Below are 16,211 nucleotides of genomic sequence, written 5' to 3'. Positions count from 1 at the left end.
GATTCATGTATTTTTATTACCCGAACAAAAGGCTTTTCAGTATAATACCGCCCGAAAATTCCCTTATCTGTTGAGAAGTTAAGGCCAAAAACCAAACTTTTTGCAGACCAATCCGACGATGCCGTCCCGCAAGCGGCTTTCCCAAAAGGAATATTTTTAAATGAGTTCTTCAAATCAAAGCGTTTTGGAACGATTGTTCAACCTGAGCGCCAATCAGACCAACGTCCGCACTGAAATCATGGCCGGTTTGACCACCTTCCTCGCCATGTGTTACATCATCATCGTCAATCCCCTGATTTTGGGTGAAACCGGCATGGATATGGGCGCAGTATTTGTGGCCACCTGTATCGCCTCCGCCATCGGCTGTTTCGTGATGGGCTTTGTCGGCAACTACCCGATCGCCCTCGCTCCGGGCATGGGTTTGAACGCCTACTTTACCTTTGCCGTCGTCAAAGGCATGGGCGTGGACTGGCGTGTGGCTTTGGGTGCCGTTTTCATTTCAGGCATCATTTTCATCCTGTTCAGCTTCTTTAAAGTGCGCGAAATGCTGGTCAACGCCCTGCCTATGGGCTTGAAAATGTCGATTGCCGCAGGTATCGGCCTCTTCTTGGCATTGATTGCACTCAAAGGCGCAGGCGTGATTGTGGCTAATCCTGCCACATTGGTCGGTTTGGGCGACATCCACCAGCCTACCGCCCTGCTGGCGATGGCAGGCTTTGTCATGGTGGTTGCACTCGGCCACTTCCGCGTCAAAGGCTCCATCATCATTACCATTCTGACGCTGACTGCCGTCTCCACCGTCTTGGGCTTGAGCGAGTTCAAAGGCGTGGTCGGCGAAGTTCCGAGCATTGCGCCGACTTTCATGCAGATGGACTTCAAAGGCTTGTTCACCGTCAGCATGGTCAGCGTGATTTTTGTATTCTTCCTGGTTGACCTGTTTGACTCTACCGGCACATTGGTCGGCGTTTCCCACCGCGCAGGCCTGTTGCAAGACGGCAAACTGCCACGTTTGAAACGCGCCCTGCTTGCCGACTCAACCGCCATCGTTGCAGGCGCCGCCTTGGGTACTTCTTCTACCACCCCTTACGTTGAAAGCGCGGCAGGCGTTTCTGCCGGCGGCCGCACCGGCCTGACTGCCGTTACCGTCGGCGTCCTGATGCTGGCCTGCCTGATTTTCTCCCCGCTGGTTCAAAGCATTCCTGCATTCGCTACCGCTCCCGCCCTGCTCTATGTTGGCGCGCAAATGTTGCGCAGCGCGCGCGAAATCGATTGGGACGACATGACCGAAGCCGCACCGGCATTCCTGACCATCGTCTTTATGCCGTTTACCTATTCGATTGCCGACGGTATTGCGTTTGGCTTTATCAGCTACGCACTCATCAAACTCTTGTGCAACCGCACCCAAGACGTACCGCCTATGGTATGGATTGTTGCCGTATTGTGGGCATTGAAATTCTGGTTCTTGGGTTAAACTGTTCAAAAGAATAGGCCGTCTGAAAACCTTTCAGACGGCCTGTTTTATTTTACCCAGCGTTTAAAGCTGTCGGTAAAAGGTTATTTTTTCACTTTTTTAGCGACTGGTTTAGCGGCAGCTTTCGCGCCTTTGTCCAATGCGCAGAAGCGGGTAGCGATTTGGTCAACCACTTCTTGTTTGCCGTTTACTTCGGTAGTACCGCGGATAGTCAACATGTTGCCGTCAACTTTGTCCACGTTGGCTGCAGTAGCTGCTTCAGCAATCCAAGCAACGTTGCCACCCCAGAATGCATTTACATCTTTGCTGCTGTCGGTGATACGGAACAGGTTTTCAGTGACTTGGCCTTTGTATTTTACTTGGGCAGCAACAACTTCGTTGCCTTTGAAGCCGTACATGACGCTCAGAGGCTCTTTGCCGTCTTTACCGCATTTGTAGTGAACTTCTTTAGTACCGTCGATAGAGTCCACTTTCAAAGTATTAGGTACTGGAGCTTGAGCTTGTTGAGCCTGAGCTTGAGTTTGTTGTTGCGCAGTAGGCGCAGCTTTAGCTTCAGGTTTGGCTTTAGAACCGCTGCTACATGCAGTCAGGGCAACAGCCGCCAAAACGGCAGGAACGATTAATTTAACATTCATATTCATAATTGACTCCCAAATGGTTTCAATAAAAAACCGGCAAACGCCGGCTGACATTTACACATTAACAGAGATATTCCGTCTTGTCTTTATCTCAGACGGCATTTTTTAGGAAAAGTTCAAATAAATATTTTTATTTTATAAAATCAAGAAATTATAAATATGAAATCATGTAAATTCAGGTTTGGGAATTTTTAAGATGAATACTATTGTCAATAAATCGGGTTTTGACAATAGTAAAATAACATTGAAAAACGCATAGAAACGACGAAAAGTCTGGGCAATTGATTTTACACACTCTGCCTCTTGAGTTTCTGAGCGTTTCAGACGGCCTTAGAACACAAACAGTAAATGCAATAAAAAAACGCAATCTGAAACAGATTGCGTTTTTTTGAAAACTGGCACGCCCACGGGGAATCGAACCCCGGTTACCGCCGTGAAAGGGCGATGTCCTAACCGCTAGACGATGGGCGCATATAAATCTTGTGGCGCACCCGGAGCGATTCGAACGCCCGACCCTCTGGTTCGTAGCCAGATACTCTATCCAACTGAGCTACGGGTGCATCCTCATCACTTCGCAAGTGCGTTGTGAATCAAGAAGACCGAATAATATAGGCTTTACTGAAACCTGTCTACTCTTTTCGCAGATATTTTTTATATTTTTAATTAAATGATTGAAATTAAACAATATAAAATTAACGTAAAATCCCTACTCCTGACAAATCCCGCGCCATTTTGGCGGCGGAGTTATCGGTCATGCCGCCGACAAAATCCAAAATCTTCATATAGGCCTGATACAGACTGTCTTCAGGAAGAATCGGATTGTGCTTTTTCAATAATTCCAACGCCAAAGACTGGCGTGTTGCCAGCTGTTTTTCAGCAATCAGGGCATAAGCGGCAGGGACGAGCAAATCCAAGATAGAGCCTAAGCATGGGAACGTGGCGATTTCGGTCAAGAGCTTGGTGTGATGGCGGAAAATCCGTGTTTGCGCCAATTCTTTTGCTTTTGCCAAAGTATTTTGCACTTGCGGGCTACACAAAGCCAGCAAATCTTTGCCTTTGAATGTTCCGTCCAGTAAATCAGACTGATGCAGCATAAAGGTTTGTGCGACATCATCAATCGCCTTGCCGATCGCAATGCCGCGCAACATGGCGCAACGCTGACGGCTAGAGCTGGCGTGCCACGCGCTTTCGGCAAAGGTCAGCTCGGACAAAATACTTTCTACTTCCGTATCCGTGAGCAAATCCAATTCAACGGCATCTTCCAAGTCCAGCAAGGCATAGCAAATATCGTCGGCGGCCTCCATCAAATAAGACAAAGGATGGCGCGCCCAGCTATCTACTCCCGCGGAAACCAGCCCCAATTCGTCGGCAACTTGACGGATAAACGGCAACTCGGTTTGATAAATATTGAATTTCTTTCTGCCGTTTGGATGTTGCGTTGTCCACGGATACTTCAGCAATGCGCCGATGGCTGCCGCAGTCAGGCGCATTCCGCCCGCCTCGGGATACATTTCAAGACTGGCGACGATACGCAGGCTATGCGCATTGCCTTCATAAGTTTGAATATCGTTGCGTTCCGCTTCGTTTAATGTGTTCAGATAAATTTGATGTTCAGGCCGTCTGAACCAATCGCGCAAAGCATCTTCGCCAGTATGGCCAAACGGCGGATTGCCCAAATCATGCGCCAAACAGGCAACCTGCACCACGGCACCAATATCGCTGGGCGTATTACCCTGCGGCAGAAAACCGCCGTTGTGCAACATCACGCCCACGCGGTTGCCCAAGCTCCTGCCCACGCTGGCAACTTCAACGCTGTGCGTCAAGCGGTTGTGCGTCAAGTCATGTTGCGCCAGCGGATGCACTTGCGTTTTTCGGCCAAGGCGGCGGAAGGCTCCGGAAAAAACAACCCGGTCGTAATCGATGTGAAAATCTGTACGCAAGGCATCGGCACCTTCCTGAGTCGAAGGGGTAACGGTCGGCACAATTTCGCCGTTTTTGGGACGGAAGCGTTGGGTGGACAATAAGTTTTGCCAATTCATTCGGGTATTCATAAGCGTTTCCTAAAATGAAGCAAAGGCCGTCTGAAACATATTCAGACGGCCTTATGTTTATTTACCGCGCATCAATTCAAAGAAATCGTCATTGTTTTTGGAGTCTTTGAGTTTGCCCACCAAAAACTCGGTCGCTTCGATTTCGTCCATCGGATGGAGGAATTTACGCAAGAGCCACATACGTTGCAACTGATCGTTCGGCACCAGCAATTCTTCGCGGCGCGTACCGGATTTATTGATGCTGATGGCCGGGAACAGGCGTTTTTCTGCCATACGGCGGTCAAGGTGCAATTCCATATTGCCCGTGCCTTTGAACTCTTCGTAAATCACGTCGTCCATGCGGCTGCCGGTTTCAACAAGCGCTGTCGCAATAATGGTAAGCGAACCGCCTTCTTCCACATTACGCGCGGCACCGAAGAAGCGTTTCGGACGGTGCAAAGCGTTGGCATCGACACCGCCGGTCAGAATTTTGCCCGAAGTCGGCACGACGGTATTGTAGGCACGCGCCAAACGGGTAATCGAATCCAGCAGGATGACCACGTCTTTTTTGTGTTCAACCATGCGTTTGGCTTTTTCAATCACCATCTCGGCCACTTGTACATGGCGTTGCGCCGGTTCGTCAAACGTAGAGGAAACGACTTCGCCGCGTACAGAACGGCTCATTTCGGTTACTTCTTCCGGACGCTCGTCAATCAACAGGACAATCAGCTCGACATCGGGATAATTGGCGGTAATGGCGTGGGCAATGTTTTGCAACATCACGGTTTTACCGGTTTTAGGCGGCGCAACCAACAATGCACGTTGGCCTTTACCGATCGGGGAAACCAAGTCGATGGCGCGGCCGGTCAGATTCTCTTCAGCTTTGATGTCGCGCTCGAGTTTGAATTGTTCGGTTGGGAATAAAGGCGTGAGGTTTTCAAAAAGAATTTTGTGTTTGCAGACTTCGGGCGGATCGCCGTTGATGGTGTCGAGGCGGACAAGCGCGAAATAGCGCTCGTTGTCTTTCGGCACGCGCACGCTGCCTTCGATGGTGTCGCCGGTGTGCAGATTGAAGCGGCGGATTTGCGTGGGAGAAACATAAATATCGTCAGGGCCGGCAAGATAAGAAGTATCTGCGCTGCGCAGGAAACCGAAGCCGTCGGGCAGGATTTCAAGTGTGCCCGAACAGGTAAAGCTGACATTCTGCTTCATCATCTGGCGGACGATGGCAAAAACGAGGTCTTGTTTGCGGAAACGGTTGGCGTTTTCAATGCCATGTTCTTCTGCCATTTCCAAGAGTTTGGAAATGTGGAGGGTTTGGAGTTCTGAAACGTGCATAGTATTGATATATTTTGGATGGTATCAGAGAGATGGCACAAAGGCCGTCTGAAAGTATGAAATCGTGCCGCAGGATACGGTAGATTTTTGAGAAAGTTGAATTTTAGGCAGTTGGAGGCAGGGTGTCAAATTTTTAAATCGAACGCTGAGCCGAGACCATAATCTTACCTTGCAATAAGATTATGGCCGGCAACAGCTTGGCAATCACAACCCCATCGCCCAAAATCCGAGTATTTACCCAACTTCAGACGGCCCTCTGCCCGTACCGCATCAGCGTCATGCCGCCGACCGCCGCCGCGCAGCCCGCAACCAGCGAAATATGCAGCGGTTCGCCCAAAACCCAAGCCGAAGACAGCATACCGAAAATCGGCACGAGCGTAATATACGCTGCCGCGCTGCCTGCACCCAAAGTCTTTACGCCTTCGAAATACCACGCGTAGGCCAATACCGTCGCGCCGATGACCAGCCACGCCAATGCCGTCCAACCGCGTGCATCCATCGCCGCCATTGCCTCAAAAGGCAATCCGTCCGTCCACAACGCCACCACTGACAACATCAGCGCGCCGATGAACGACGTTGCCGTCGTTACCGTCAGCGCATCTATCCCGCGCAAAACCGCGCGACCGATTAAGGTATAAGCCGCCCAACAGACCACGCAGCCGAAAATCAGCCACTCCCCCGCCTTGATGCCACCCGACAATACCGTCAACGGCTGCCCTTGCGTTACCACCATAATGGCACCGCCGACCGCCAGCAGCATACCCGCCAAAATCTTCGCATTTAAACGCTCGCCGAAAAACCAAGTTGCCAACAGTAGCGTCAACACGGGATTCACCGCCACAACCACCGCCGCCTTGCCTGCCGGCATAGTCTGCAAACCCAGCATAAAAAACACCGCATAGCCGCACACGCCGACGGAAGCAGCCGCCGTCAAACCCAGCCATTGCCGCGCCGACAAAGCCGCCAAAGTCGTGAACCTGCTACGCGCAAACAACCAGCCCAACAACAAAACCGAAGCCAAGACAAACCGAACCGCCCCGCCCGTCAGCGGCGGCAGCGACTGCCCCAGCACCCGCCCCATCGGCCAGGACGCGCCCCACAACACCGCCATTCCCAGCAGTTTCAAATGTACAGAATAACGTTCCATCTCATCCCTTTATCGACAAAGGCCGTCTGAAAACCGGATTTCAAGTTTTCAGACGGCCTTCAATTTAGCGACTGCAAACAGATTACTTAGGCTGCCAAGAATCTTTCAGCGTTACCGTTCGGTTAAACACCGGCGTGTCTTTGCTGTGGTCTTTGCGGTCGGTGACGAAATAGCCGATGCGCTCAAACTGCCAACGGCTCTCTGCCGGCAAATCTTTTGCGACAGGCTCGGCGTAGGCGGTGATTTCCTTGATGGATTCAGGGTTGAGGAAATCGGTAAACGGCAGGTAGTTGCCGTCTTCGCCGCGCACGGCATCGGGACGTTCGACGGTAAAGAGGCGGTCGTACAGACGGACTTTGATTTCGGCGGCGTGTTCGGCAGACACCCAGTGAATCACGCCTTTGACTTTGCGGCCTTCGGGATTTTTGCCCAAGGTATCGTGGTCGATGCTGCATTTGAGTTCAACCACATTGCCTGCTTCGTCTTTTACTACTTCATCGCACTTGATGACATAGCCGTGGCGCAAGCGCACTTCACCGCCGGGAATCAGGCGTTTGAAGCCTTTGGGCGGATTTTCGGCAAAGTCGTCGGCTTCGATGTAGATGGTTTGGGAAACAGGCACTTCGCGATCGCCCATTTCTTCGTGGTTCGGATGGAACGTGGCACGGCGGCTTTGGGTTTTGCCGGCTTCAAAGTTGGTCAGGGTGACTTTGAGCGGGTTCAAAACCGCCATCAGGCGCGGTGCGGAGTTTTCCAGCTCTTCACGAATCGCGCCTTCCAACACGCTCATATCGACGATGTTTTCAGATTTGGAAATACCGGCGCGTTTGGCAAACAAGCGCAGGCCTTCCGGCGTGTAGCCGCGGCGGCGCATACCGGAAATGGTCGGCATACGCGGATCATCCCAGCCGGCAACGTGGCCGTCTGAAACCAGTTGGTTCAGCTTGCGTTTGGACGTGATGGAATACAGAAGCTCCAAACGGGAAAACTCGTATTGGCGCGGACGCGTGGCGTGCGGCGCAGGAATGTTGTCCAACACCCAGTCGTACAGTGGACGGTGTGCTTCAAATTCGAGTGTACACAAGGAATGCGTGATGCCTTCGATGGCATCGGAAATGCAATGCGTGTAATCGTACATCGGGTAGATGCACCATTTGTCGCCGGTGTTGTGGTGATGGGCGCGGCGGATGCGGTAGATGACGGGGTCGCGCATATTAATGTTGCCTGATGCCATGTCAATTTTCAGGCGCAGGGTTTTGCTGCCGTCGGGGAATTCGCCGTTTTTCATGCGCGTAAACAGGTCGAGGTTTTCTTCGACGCTGCGGTCGCGATAAGGGCTGTTTTTGCCCGCTTCAGTCAGCGTGCCGCGGTATTCGCGCATTTCTTCGGGCGTCAAATCATCGACATAGGCCTTGCCGTCTTTGATTAAACCGACGGCGTAGTCATACAGCTGGTCGAAATAGTTGGAAGCGAAACGCGGTTCGCCCGCCCAATGGAAACCAAGCCACTCAACGTCTTCTTTGATGGCGTTGACGTATTCGTCGTTTTCTTTTTCGGGGTTGGTGTCATCGAAACGCAGGTTGCACAAGCCGTCATAAATATAAGCCAAACCGAAGTTTAAGCAGATGGATTTGGCGTGACCGATGTGCAGGTAGCCGTTGGGTTCGGGCGGGAAGCGGGTTTGAATGGCTTCGTGTTTGCCGCTTTTTAGGTCTTCTTCGATGATAGTGCGGATAAAGTGGTTGTCCGCGAATTGGTCTTTATTGAGCATGGTCGGGAGCTATCTGAAAATATTATGTCGTACCGATTTTACCTGAAAACAGGACGGCTTTACAGTAAATACAAGTCACAGAGGTCGTCCGAAAACCATTTCAGACGACCTCTGCATGGGTAATTATGAATCTGATGGAAGATTGGAATGGTTGGAAGTATTGTCTTCCATACGTTTGGGTGCCATTGATGAATCGATCAACTTGACCAGCAGATTAATCAACAGAACGATACCTAAAATAATCAAAAGTGCGATTGGGTAAAAAATCCAAAGCAAACCGGCATTGCCGATAAAAGACCAGCTCATAGACGCCCAAAATGCTTGAAGCGAGGATTTTTCCAAAGAGAGCAGCTTGGTGCGGGCTGCGGTGGCGATAATGGAAGCAATCAGCGAGATGCCATAGAATAAAGGCAACACAAACCACAAATCACCTGAACCGTGCCGAATGTAAGCGAGCTCATCGAGCACCTCTATCATATACCAAACCCAAACGATGGCTGTCGCCCACAAGCTGCCCGCCAACGTAGCGGGACGCAAACGCCGGTAAAACAGAGCATAAACCAGATTCGCCGAGACAAGCATCAACATACCGGCAATCAATGTGCTGTCAAAACCTTCAGGACCTACCAGATAGAACCATATCGAAGTAGTGATGATAATAACGATACTGCCTGCCAATGAAAGGCCGGCAAATTTTTTTTCGCTAATACGGGGAAAATTCATCTTTACTGCTTTTCAAAACTGTTCTCCTGAATCAAAGAACATTTATGGACGGATGATTGGATTTCAGACGGCCTACTCATCAAATAACAGCCATCTGAAAATGCCTCCCCATTGTACCCGAATTTCATTAATTTTTTATAACAACCGAACTCAAAGCGGCATAAGTTCGGCAACCTGCCACGCCACGCCGCGCTCATTTAGGGTTTTCTGCATGGCGGCGGATGGTGTGCGGTCGGTAAATAGCTTATCAAATGCGCCGATATCGCCCAGTCTGACCAGGGCATTGCTGTTAAACTTGCTGTGATCGACGCCGAGATAGCGCACGCGGGCATTGTTCACCATCGCCTGCATGACGCTGACTTCCTTGTAATCGTCATCCAAAAGCGAGCCGTCGTTTTCTATGCCGTGGGTACTCATGATGGCATAGTCGACTTTGAATTGGTTGATGAAATCGACGGTCGCCACGCCCGTAATGCCGCCATCCAAGGGGCGGACCACGCCGGAAGCGATGATAACCGTGTAGTCGGTACGCGCCGCGGTGATGGAGGCGGCGTAAATGTTGTTGGTGATAATCCGCAGGTTTTTACGCTGTCTAACCAACTCGGCAGCGACGGCTTCCATGGTTGTGCCGATGCTGATAAAGAGCGAGGCATTGTCGGGAATGGTGGAAGCAATCAGCCTGGCAATGGCGTTTTTTTCCTGTTGCTGATGGTTGCGCCGCTCCTGCCCTGCCGTTACGACTGAAACGTCGCCCAAAGACGCGCCGCCGTGATAGCGTTTGAGTTGTCCGGTTTCGCTCAATTCCTGCACATCGCGGCGTATGGTTTGCGGCGTCACATCCAAATTCGCTGCCAGCTCTTCCACCGTCATGAAGTTATGTTCGCGGATAAGGGTGAGGATATGTTCGTGTCTTTGGATTTTGGGTTTCATGGCGTTTTGCTTTGCAGGGATAAACCAATGGCCGTCTGAATATTTCAGACGGCCTTTTTATTGTCAAACCGATTACATTTCGAGTTTCTGTTCCAAGCGTTCGATGCACGCGCTCAAGTGGCGGCGCATGACTTTGGTCACACGGTTGCGCTTGCCTGCCAACAACAAATCGAGGATTTCTCGGTGTTCATGGTGCGAATTTGAATCGATGTTGCGCTTTTCTTTGCGAAGCGGATCGGAAACAGCCACAATCAATGAAGAACGTGCACACAAGGTATTCATGATTTCAAACAGGACATCGTTGTCCAGCAGCCGCGCCAATTCGACATGGAAGGCATTGGACAGGCGGTTCCAACCCACGCGGTCGCCGCTTTCGGAGGCTGCGCCCTCTTGCTCAATCATAGAGTAAAGCGGTTTCAAACGCGTTTCCAAATCAGGCATATCGATGAGGACGCTCAGAATCATGCTTTCCATTTCGATACGCGTGTTGAACACGTCTTTCATTTCTTTCAAGTCCGGCACATGGACAAATGCGCCGCGATTGGGCTGCAAATCGACGATTTTGTCGTGTGCCAAAAGCGATAATGCGCCACGCACGGTATTGCGCGAGCAAACCATTTGTCGGCAAAGCTCGGACTCGGTCAGTTTTTTACCCGGCAGCAGCAGATGGTCGGTAATCCCGTCCAAAATCAATGCGTACACGCGGAAGAGCTCGGAATCGTGACGCTCTTCCAAAATAAGCGATGAAGTTGCAGGCGCAACGTTGGTATTATTTTCGTAATCCATAATGTTTCCCCAGTATTTGTGTTGAGGCGCAATGGCTTGCAGACCTGCATATTTCAGGGTTGGTTAAAATATAATTAAAAATTGTTGACAATGTTAAACGAAACTTGCACAATGAGGTCAACAAGCCAAGTTATAAAGGCTGATAGAGAGAGAGAAAAAGGAATAAAAAGCAAGCAGATATATTCATGTTAATGCGTGAATATATCTGCTTTTTTGTGGGCAGCCGTTTCACGCTCCGGCTTTTTCCTTGAAAACCGCCCTATTCTGCTTCGACAATTTCGAAGCTGTGGCTCATTTTTGCCGCTTTGCCCAGCATAATCGATGCGGAGCAATATTTTTCGGCAGACATCTGTACGGCGCGTTCAATCGCGCTTTCTTGCAAATCCCGACCATACACTTTGAAATGGATATGGATTTCGGTAAACACGCGCGGCGCGGTGTCGGCGCGTTTGGCAGTCACTTCGGCACGGCAGTCGGTAATTCTTTGGCGTTGTTTCTCGGCAATCATCACCACATCGATGCTGGAGCAGCCTGCTACACCCAACAACAGCATTTCCATCGGGCTGGGGCCGCGTTTGACTTCGCCTTCAGCCGCCGCGCCTTCCATTACGACGCTGTGTCCGTTTGCCGTTGTACCGACGAAGCACATTCCGTCTATCCATTTTGAGGTAACTTGCATGGTGTCTTTTTTATCCGTAAAAGCATTAATCCGATATTGTAAACAATTCCTAGTAATAAACCTAGTCAGGCCGTCTGAAAAATACAATCAATTACAATCGGGCCGAACGCGTTATTCGTCCCGATACGCCCAATGGTTGACTGGCCCGTGCCCTGCCCCGATGCCCAAAGGATGGGAAATGGCGGCGGCAATATAGTTTTTTGCCGTTTGAACCGCCTCGGGCACGCTAAACCCTTTTGCCAGCTCGGCAGCAATGCAGGCCGAAAACGTGCAGCCTGTGCCATGCGTATGCGGCGTTGGGAAACGTTTGCTGTTCAGCTCGATGGTTTCGTTTGGCGTAAACAGCCAGTCGGTGCAATATTCGCTTTGACTGTCGGCAAGATGGCCGCCTTTAATCACCACATTTTTCACACCCCAATCCTGAAGAATTTTAGCGGCGCGTTCCGCATCTTGGCGGTTTTCAATATTAATACCCGTCAAGGCCTGCGCTTCGGGCAGATTGGGGGTCAATACGTCCGTATGCGGCAGCAGCAGGCGTTTCATGGCTTCGACGGCTGAATTTTCCAACAACGGCGCGCCGCCTTTGGCAATCATGACCGGGTCCAACACGCGTTTGCCGAAATCGCATTCGGCGGTTTGTTCCGCTACGCATTCGATGATTTCCGCCGTACCCAGCATGCCGATTTTATAGGCGCGGATTTGAAAATCCTCCTGAATCGCGGCAATCTGCGCGGCAATCATGTCGGTCGGTATCGGATGCACCGCCGATACGCCCAAAGTATTTTGTGCAGTAACCGCGGTCAGTACGCTGGTACCGAACACGCCACGCATTTGAAATGTCTTCAAATCCGCCTGTATGCCTGCGCCGCCGCCGGAATCGGAACCGGCAATCGTCAGCGTTTGAATAAAAAGTTCGTCCATCGTGTCCTCCTTGTTTTTCAGACGGCCTTTTGCTTATCGTTGTTGAAAGCCGTTTTGGTTTTATCCGCAAACAAAGGCATGCGCCGTCTATCTTTCCGAAAGCCTTATTTGTTGTTTTACCCAAAACAAACGTACGTTCTCGGGCGGAATATCTTAACAAACAAAAGGCCGTCTGAAAACTATTTTCATTTTCAGACGGCCTGTTCAATGTTAAACCTATTCAGGCTTAATCTTCGTATGCGTCAATCGGCAAGCAGGAGCAAACCAGATTGCGGTCGCCATAGACCTCATCCAAACGTTTCACGCTCGGCCAGAATTTGTTTTCACGCACGAACGGCAGCGGGAAGACGGCTTCTTCGCGGGAATACGGATGCGCCCATTCACCGGTTACGTCGGCGGCGGTGTGCGGGGCGTTGACCAGCGGATTGTCGTCTTTCGGCCATTCGCCGCGCTCGACTTTCAGCACTTCCTGTTTGATTTGTTTCAGGGCAGCGATGAAGCGGTCGAGTTCGGCTTTGCTTTCGCTCTCGGTCGGCTCGATCATCAGCGTGCCGGCAACGGGGAAGGAAACCGTCGGCGCGTGGAAACCGTAGTCCATCAGGCGTTTGGCAATGTCGGTTTCTGTGATGCCGCTTTCGGCTTTGAGCGGACGCAAATCAACGATACATTCATGTGCGACGCGGCCGTTTTTGCCTGCATACAGAATCGGATAATCTTCGCTCAGGCGTTTGGCGACGTAGTTGGCATTGAGCAATGCCCAGCGCGTTGCCTGTTCCATGCCTTGTTTGCCCATCATGGTCAGGTACATCCAAGTAATCGGCAGGATGGACGCAGAACCGAAGGCCGCAGCAGCAACGGCGGTTTGGTCGGCACTGGCGCTGTGGGTGTCGGTCAAGGCGTGTCCCGGTGCAAACGGAGCGAGGTGGGCTTTCAAACCGATAGGGCCGACGCCCGGGCCGCCGCCGCCGTGAGGGATACAGAAGGTTTTGTGCAGGTTCATGTGCAACACGTCCGCACCGACCTCCGCAGGCTGCATGATGCCGATTTGGGCGTTGAGGTTGGCGCCGTCCATGTAAACCTGTCCGCCGTTTTCATGGATGATGCGGCAGATGTCGCGGATGCCTTCTTCGTACACGCCGTGGGTGGACGGGTAGGTAATCATGATGGCGGACAAAGCGTCGCGGTGTTGCTCGGCTTTGGCTTTCAAATCGTCGATGTTGACGTTGCCGTGTTCGTCGGTATCAACGACGACGACTTTCAAACCCAGCATGGCGGCAGTGGCGGGGTTGGTGCCGTGGGCGGATTTGGGAATCAGGCAGATGTTGCGGTGTCCCTCGCCGTTGGCTTCTTGATAGCGGCGGATGGAGAGCATGCCGCTGTATTCACCCTGCGCGCCGGAGTTGGGCTGGAAGGAAATTGCGTCAAAGCCGGTGATGGCTTTCAGGCTGTTTTCCATGTCGGTCAAGAGTTCGCGGTAGCCTGCGGCTTGGTCTTTGGGGGCGTAGGGGTGGATGTCGGTGAACTCTGCCCAAGTAATCGGCAACATTTCTGCAGTCGCATTGAGCTTCATGGTGCAGCTACCGAGCGAAATCATGCTGCGGTTCATCGCCAAATCGCGGTCTTCGAGTTTTTTCAGGTAGCGCAACATTTCGTGTTCGGTGTGGTAACGGTTGAACACGGGATGTTGCAGAATGTCGTCCTGACGCAGCAACTCGGCGTTCAGACGGCCTTTGACGTCATCGGCAAATGTAGCCGTATCCTTGCCGGTAAACGCGCGGTACAAATCGGTTAAATCTTCGCGTGTCGAAGTTTCATGGAATGCAGCCGCAACTTGAGTATCGTTGACGCGGCGCAGGTTGTAACCCGACTTCAAAGCAGCGGCAAACACTTGGTCTGCTTTCTCTTTGCTGCCGAAATCAACGGTAACGGTATCGAAGAAGACTTTGTGAACCACATTCAGGCCGTCTGAAACCAGCGCATCGGCAAAGGCAGAAGCCAGCGCGTGAATACGGTTGGCGATGCGTTTCACGCCTTCGGGGCCGTGGTAAACGGCGTACATGCCGGCCAAGTTCGCCAGCAATGCTTGTGCGGTACAAATATTGGATGTCGCTTTTTCGCGGCGGATGTGTTGCTCGCGGGTGGACAAAGCCATGCGCAAGGCAGGTTTGCCCGATGCGTCTTTGGATACGCCGATGATGCGGCCCGGGGCGGAACGTTTGAACTCGTCTTTAAACGCAAAATAAGCAGCGTGCGGCCCGCCGAAGCCCATCGGTACGCCGAAGCGTTGGGTGTTGCCCAAAGCAATATCCGCGCCCAATTCGGCAGGCGATTTCAGCAAAACCAAGCTCATGATGTCGGCGGCAACGGCAACGATTGTGCCTTTGGCTTTCAGACGGCCGATAACGTCCTGCAAGTCTTGCACGTCGCCGTCTTTGCCGACGTATTGGAACAGCGCGCCAAAGTATTCGCCTTCATCCGCTTGGGCAAAATCGCCGACCACCAGCTCAAAGCCGAAATATTTGGCGCGGGTTTTCATCACGTCCAACGTCTGCGGATAAACGCGCTCGTCCACAAAGAAACGCTCGGATTTCACCTTGCCCACGCGATGCGCCATCGCCATCGCTTCGGCGGCGGCGGTCGCCTCGTCCAACAAAGACGCGCCTGCCACAGGGAAACCGGTCAAATCGATACACACTTGTTGGAAGTTCAGCAACGCTTCCAAACGACCCTGCGCGATTTCCGCCTGATACGGCGTGTAGGCGGTGTACCAGCCCGGATTTTCCAACACGTTGCGCAAAATCACGTTCGGCACGCGGGTCGGGTAATAGCCCAAACCGATATAGGACTTGTTGATCACGTTTTTCGACGCAATGCCTTTCAATTTCGCCAATGCGTCCGCCTCGGTCAAGGCTTCGGGCAAATCGAGTTCGGACGGCATACGGATGCTTTGCGGCACGGTGTTGCCGACAAAATCGTCCATGCTCTTCTCGCCGAGCGCTTCCAAAAGCGCAGCCTCGTCGCCAAAGCTCAAATGGCGCGCGGCAAATTCGTTCGGGTTGAATAATTCAGATAGTTTCATTTCTACTCCTTTTTTGTTATCGGTATCAAAACCGCTTTTTCTTTCAGATGTTGTTTCAGACGGCCTCCGCCCACTTCGGACGACATGCCAATATTTCCCTATAAACCGGACAGCTTTCCGCATGCGCGCCGGGCAGGTAGCCGGTACTCATCAGAAATTCGCCGACGATTTCGCCGCCGACAAATTTGAAATGTTTTTTAAACAGCTTCACCCATTCAGCCTTGTCGAGCGGATGGTGTGCATCCAGCCAGTTTTTGAATGAGCCGTATTCTTGCTGTATTTGTTTGATTTGTCGCGCGTTATAAATGGCTGCATTAATTTTCAGGCGATTGCGGACGATGCCTGTATCGGCAAGCAGCCGCTCAATATCGGCTTCGTCAAATGCGGCGACCGTCTCGATGTCGAAACCTTTAAATGCCGTCTGAAATGCCTGCTGCTTCTTCAGCATCAGCGTCCAACTCAATCCTGCCTGATTGATTTCCAACACCAGCCGCTCAAACAATTCATTGTCGTCCTCAATCGGAAAACCGTATTGCGTGTTGTGATAATGTTGGTTGGGGTTGTCCGTATCGTTGGGTAGCGTGGCGACAAATTCGCAGTAATTCATGTTTATTGAGGAAAAATTGAAACAAAGGCCGTCTGAAAGTATTTTTCAGACGACCTAAGACCTGCACCATCAAACAGGCGTAAAACCTGTT

Annotated in this window: 13 protein-coding genes and 2 tRNA genes; 1 reads left to right on the top strand and 14 read right to left on the bottom strand. The window is 51.6% G+C overall.

All coding sequences use genetic code 11. The features are described from left to right. Positions 1-160: 160 nt before the first annotated feature. On the top strand, positions 161-1,471 hold the full coding sequence (locus ACTHUG_RS07595) for an NCS2 family permease (RefSeq protein WP_049333916.1): 1,311 nt from the start codon (positions 161-163) through the stop codon (positions 1,469-1,471). A gap of 83 nt (positions 1,472-1,554) precedes the next feature. Here ACTHUG_RS07595 and ACTHUG_RS07590 read toward each other — a convergent pair whose 3' ends face one another. The 14 genes from ACTHUG_RS07590 to ACTHUG_RS07525 all read right to left on the bottom strand — a co-directional run bounded on the left by ACTHUG_RS07590 (position 1,555) and on the right by ACTHUG_RS07525 (position 16,120). Further along, positions 1,555-2,112: a hypothetical protein gene (locus ACTHUG_RS07590; RefSeq protein WP_440386532.1), complete on the bottom strand. Its 558-nt coding sequence runs from the start codon at positions 2,110-2,112 to the stop codon at positions 1,555-1,557. A 393-nt stretch (positions 2,113-2,505) separates the two neighbouring features. Beyond that, a tRNA-Glu gene (locus tag ACTHUG_RS07585) sits at positions 2,506-2,580 on the bottom strand. Positions 2,581-2,592: 12 nt separating this feature from the next. Next, a tRNA-Arg gene (locus ACTHUG_RS07580) sits at positions 2,593-2,669 on the bottom strand. A gap of 132 nt (positions 2,670-2,801) precedes the next feature. Beyond that, positions 2,802-4,160: a deoxyguanosinetriphosphate triphosphohydrolase gene (locus tag ACTHUG_RS07575; RefSeq protein WP_440386531.1), complete on the bottom strand. Its 1,359-nt coding sequence runs from the start codon at positions 4,158-4,160 to the stop codon at positions 2,802-2,804. Between the two features lie 57 nt (positions 4,161-4,217). Next, positions 4,218-5,477 carry a transcription termination factor Rho gene (gene rho / locus ACTHUG_RS07570; protein WP_003748836.1) on the bottom strand — a complete coding sequence of 420 codons (1,260 nt, stop codon included), beginning with the start codon at positions 5,475-5,477 and terminating at the stop codon, positions 4,218-4,220. A gap of 244 nt (positions 5,478-5,721) precedes the next feature. Then, positions 5,722-6,624 carry a DMT family transporter gene (locus ACTHUG_RS07565; RefSeq protein ID WP_440386530.1) on the bottom strand — a complete coding sequence of 301 codons (903 nt, stop codon included), beginning with the start codon at positions 6,622-6,624 and terminating at the stop codon, positions 5,722-5,724. Between the two features lie 82 nt (positions 6,625-6,706). Beyond that, positions 6,707-8,395: a glutamine--tRNA ligase/YqeY domain fusion protein gene (locus ACTHUG_RS07560; protein ID WP_440386529.1), complete on the bottom strand. Its 1,689-nt coding sequence runs from the start codon at positions 8,393-8,395 to the stop codon at positions 6,707-6,709. Positions 8,396-8,518: 123 nt separating this feature from the next. Next, a complete protein-coding gene (locus ACTHUG_RS07555) occupies positions 8,519-9,118 on the bottom strand; it encodes a hypothetical protein (RefSeq protein WP_070615842.1) in 600 nt (199 codons plus the stop codon). Positions 9,119-9,268: 150 nt separating this feature from the next. After that, entirely contained in the window at positions 9,269-10,048 is a 780-nt protein-coding gene (locus ACTHUG_RS07550; RefSeq protein WP_440386528.1) for a DeoR/GlpR family DNA-binding transcription regulator, read from the bottom strand. 72 nt (positions 10,049-10,120) lie between these two features. Then, the gene (locus tag ACTHUG_RS07545) at positions 10,121-10,834 is read right to left on the bottom strand and encodes a GntR family transcriptional regulator (protein ID WP_440386527.1); all 714 of its coding nucleotides are present in this window, start codon (positions 10,832-10,834) and stop codon (positions 10,121-10,123) included. 259 nt (positions 10,835-11,093) lie between these two features. Next, positions 11,094-11,513, bottom strand: coding sequence for an OsmC family protein (locus tag ACTHUG_RS07540; RefSeq protein ID WP_440386526.1), 420 nt, complete (start codon positions 11,511-11,513; stop codon positions 11,094-11,096). Between the two features lie 111 nt (positions 11,514-11,624). Continuing rightward, on the bottom strand, positions 11,625-12,434 hold the full coding sequence (gene thiD, locus ACTHUG_RS07535; RefSeq protein ID WP_440386525.1) for a bifunctional hydroxymethylpyrimidine kinase/phosphomethylpyrimidine kinase: 810 nt from the start codon (positions 12,432-12,434) through the stop codon (positions 11,625-11,627). Positions 12,435-12,660: 226 nt separating this feature from the next. After that, a complete protein-coding gene (gene gcvP / locus ACTHUG_RS07530; RefSeq protein WP_440386524.1) occupies positions 12,661-15,513 on the bottom strand; it encodes an aminomethyl-transferring glycine dehydrogenase in 2,853 nt (950 codons plus the stop codon). Positions 15,514-15,568: 55 nt separating this feature from the next. After that, entirely contained in the window at positions 15,569-16,120 is a 552-nt protein-coding gene (locus ACTHUG_RS07525) for a DNA-3-methyladenine glycosylase I (RefSeq protein WP_188211895.1), read from the bottom strand. Positions 16,121-16,211: the final 91 nt, after the last annotated feature.

The sequence above is a fragment of the Neisseria sp. P0022.S009 genome (assembly GCF_051956675.1).
In the GTDB taxonomy this organism is placed as follows: domain Bacteria; phylum Pseudomonadota; class Gammaproteobacteria; order Burkholderiales; family Neisseriaceae; genus Neisseria.
The sequence above is the reverse complement of the archived record's forward strand: the minus strand, read 5'-3'. Positions and strand labels throughout refer to the sequence as shown.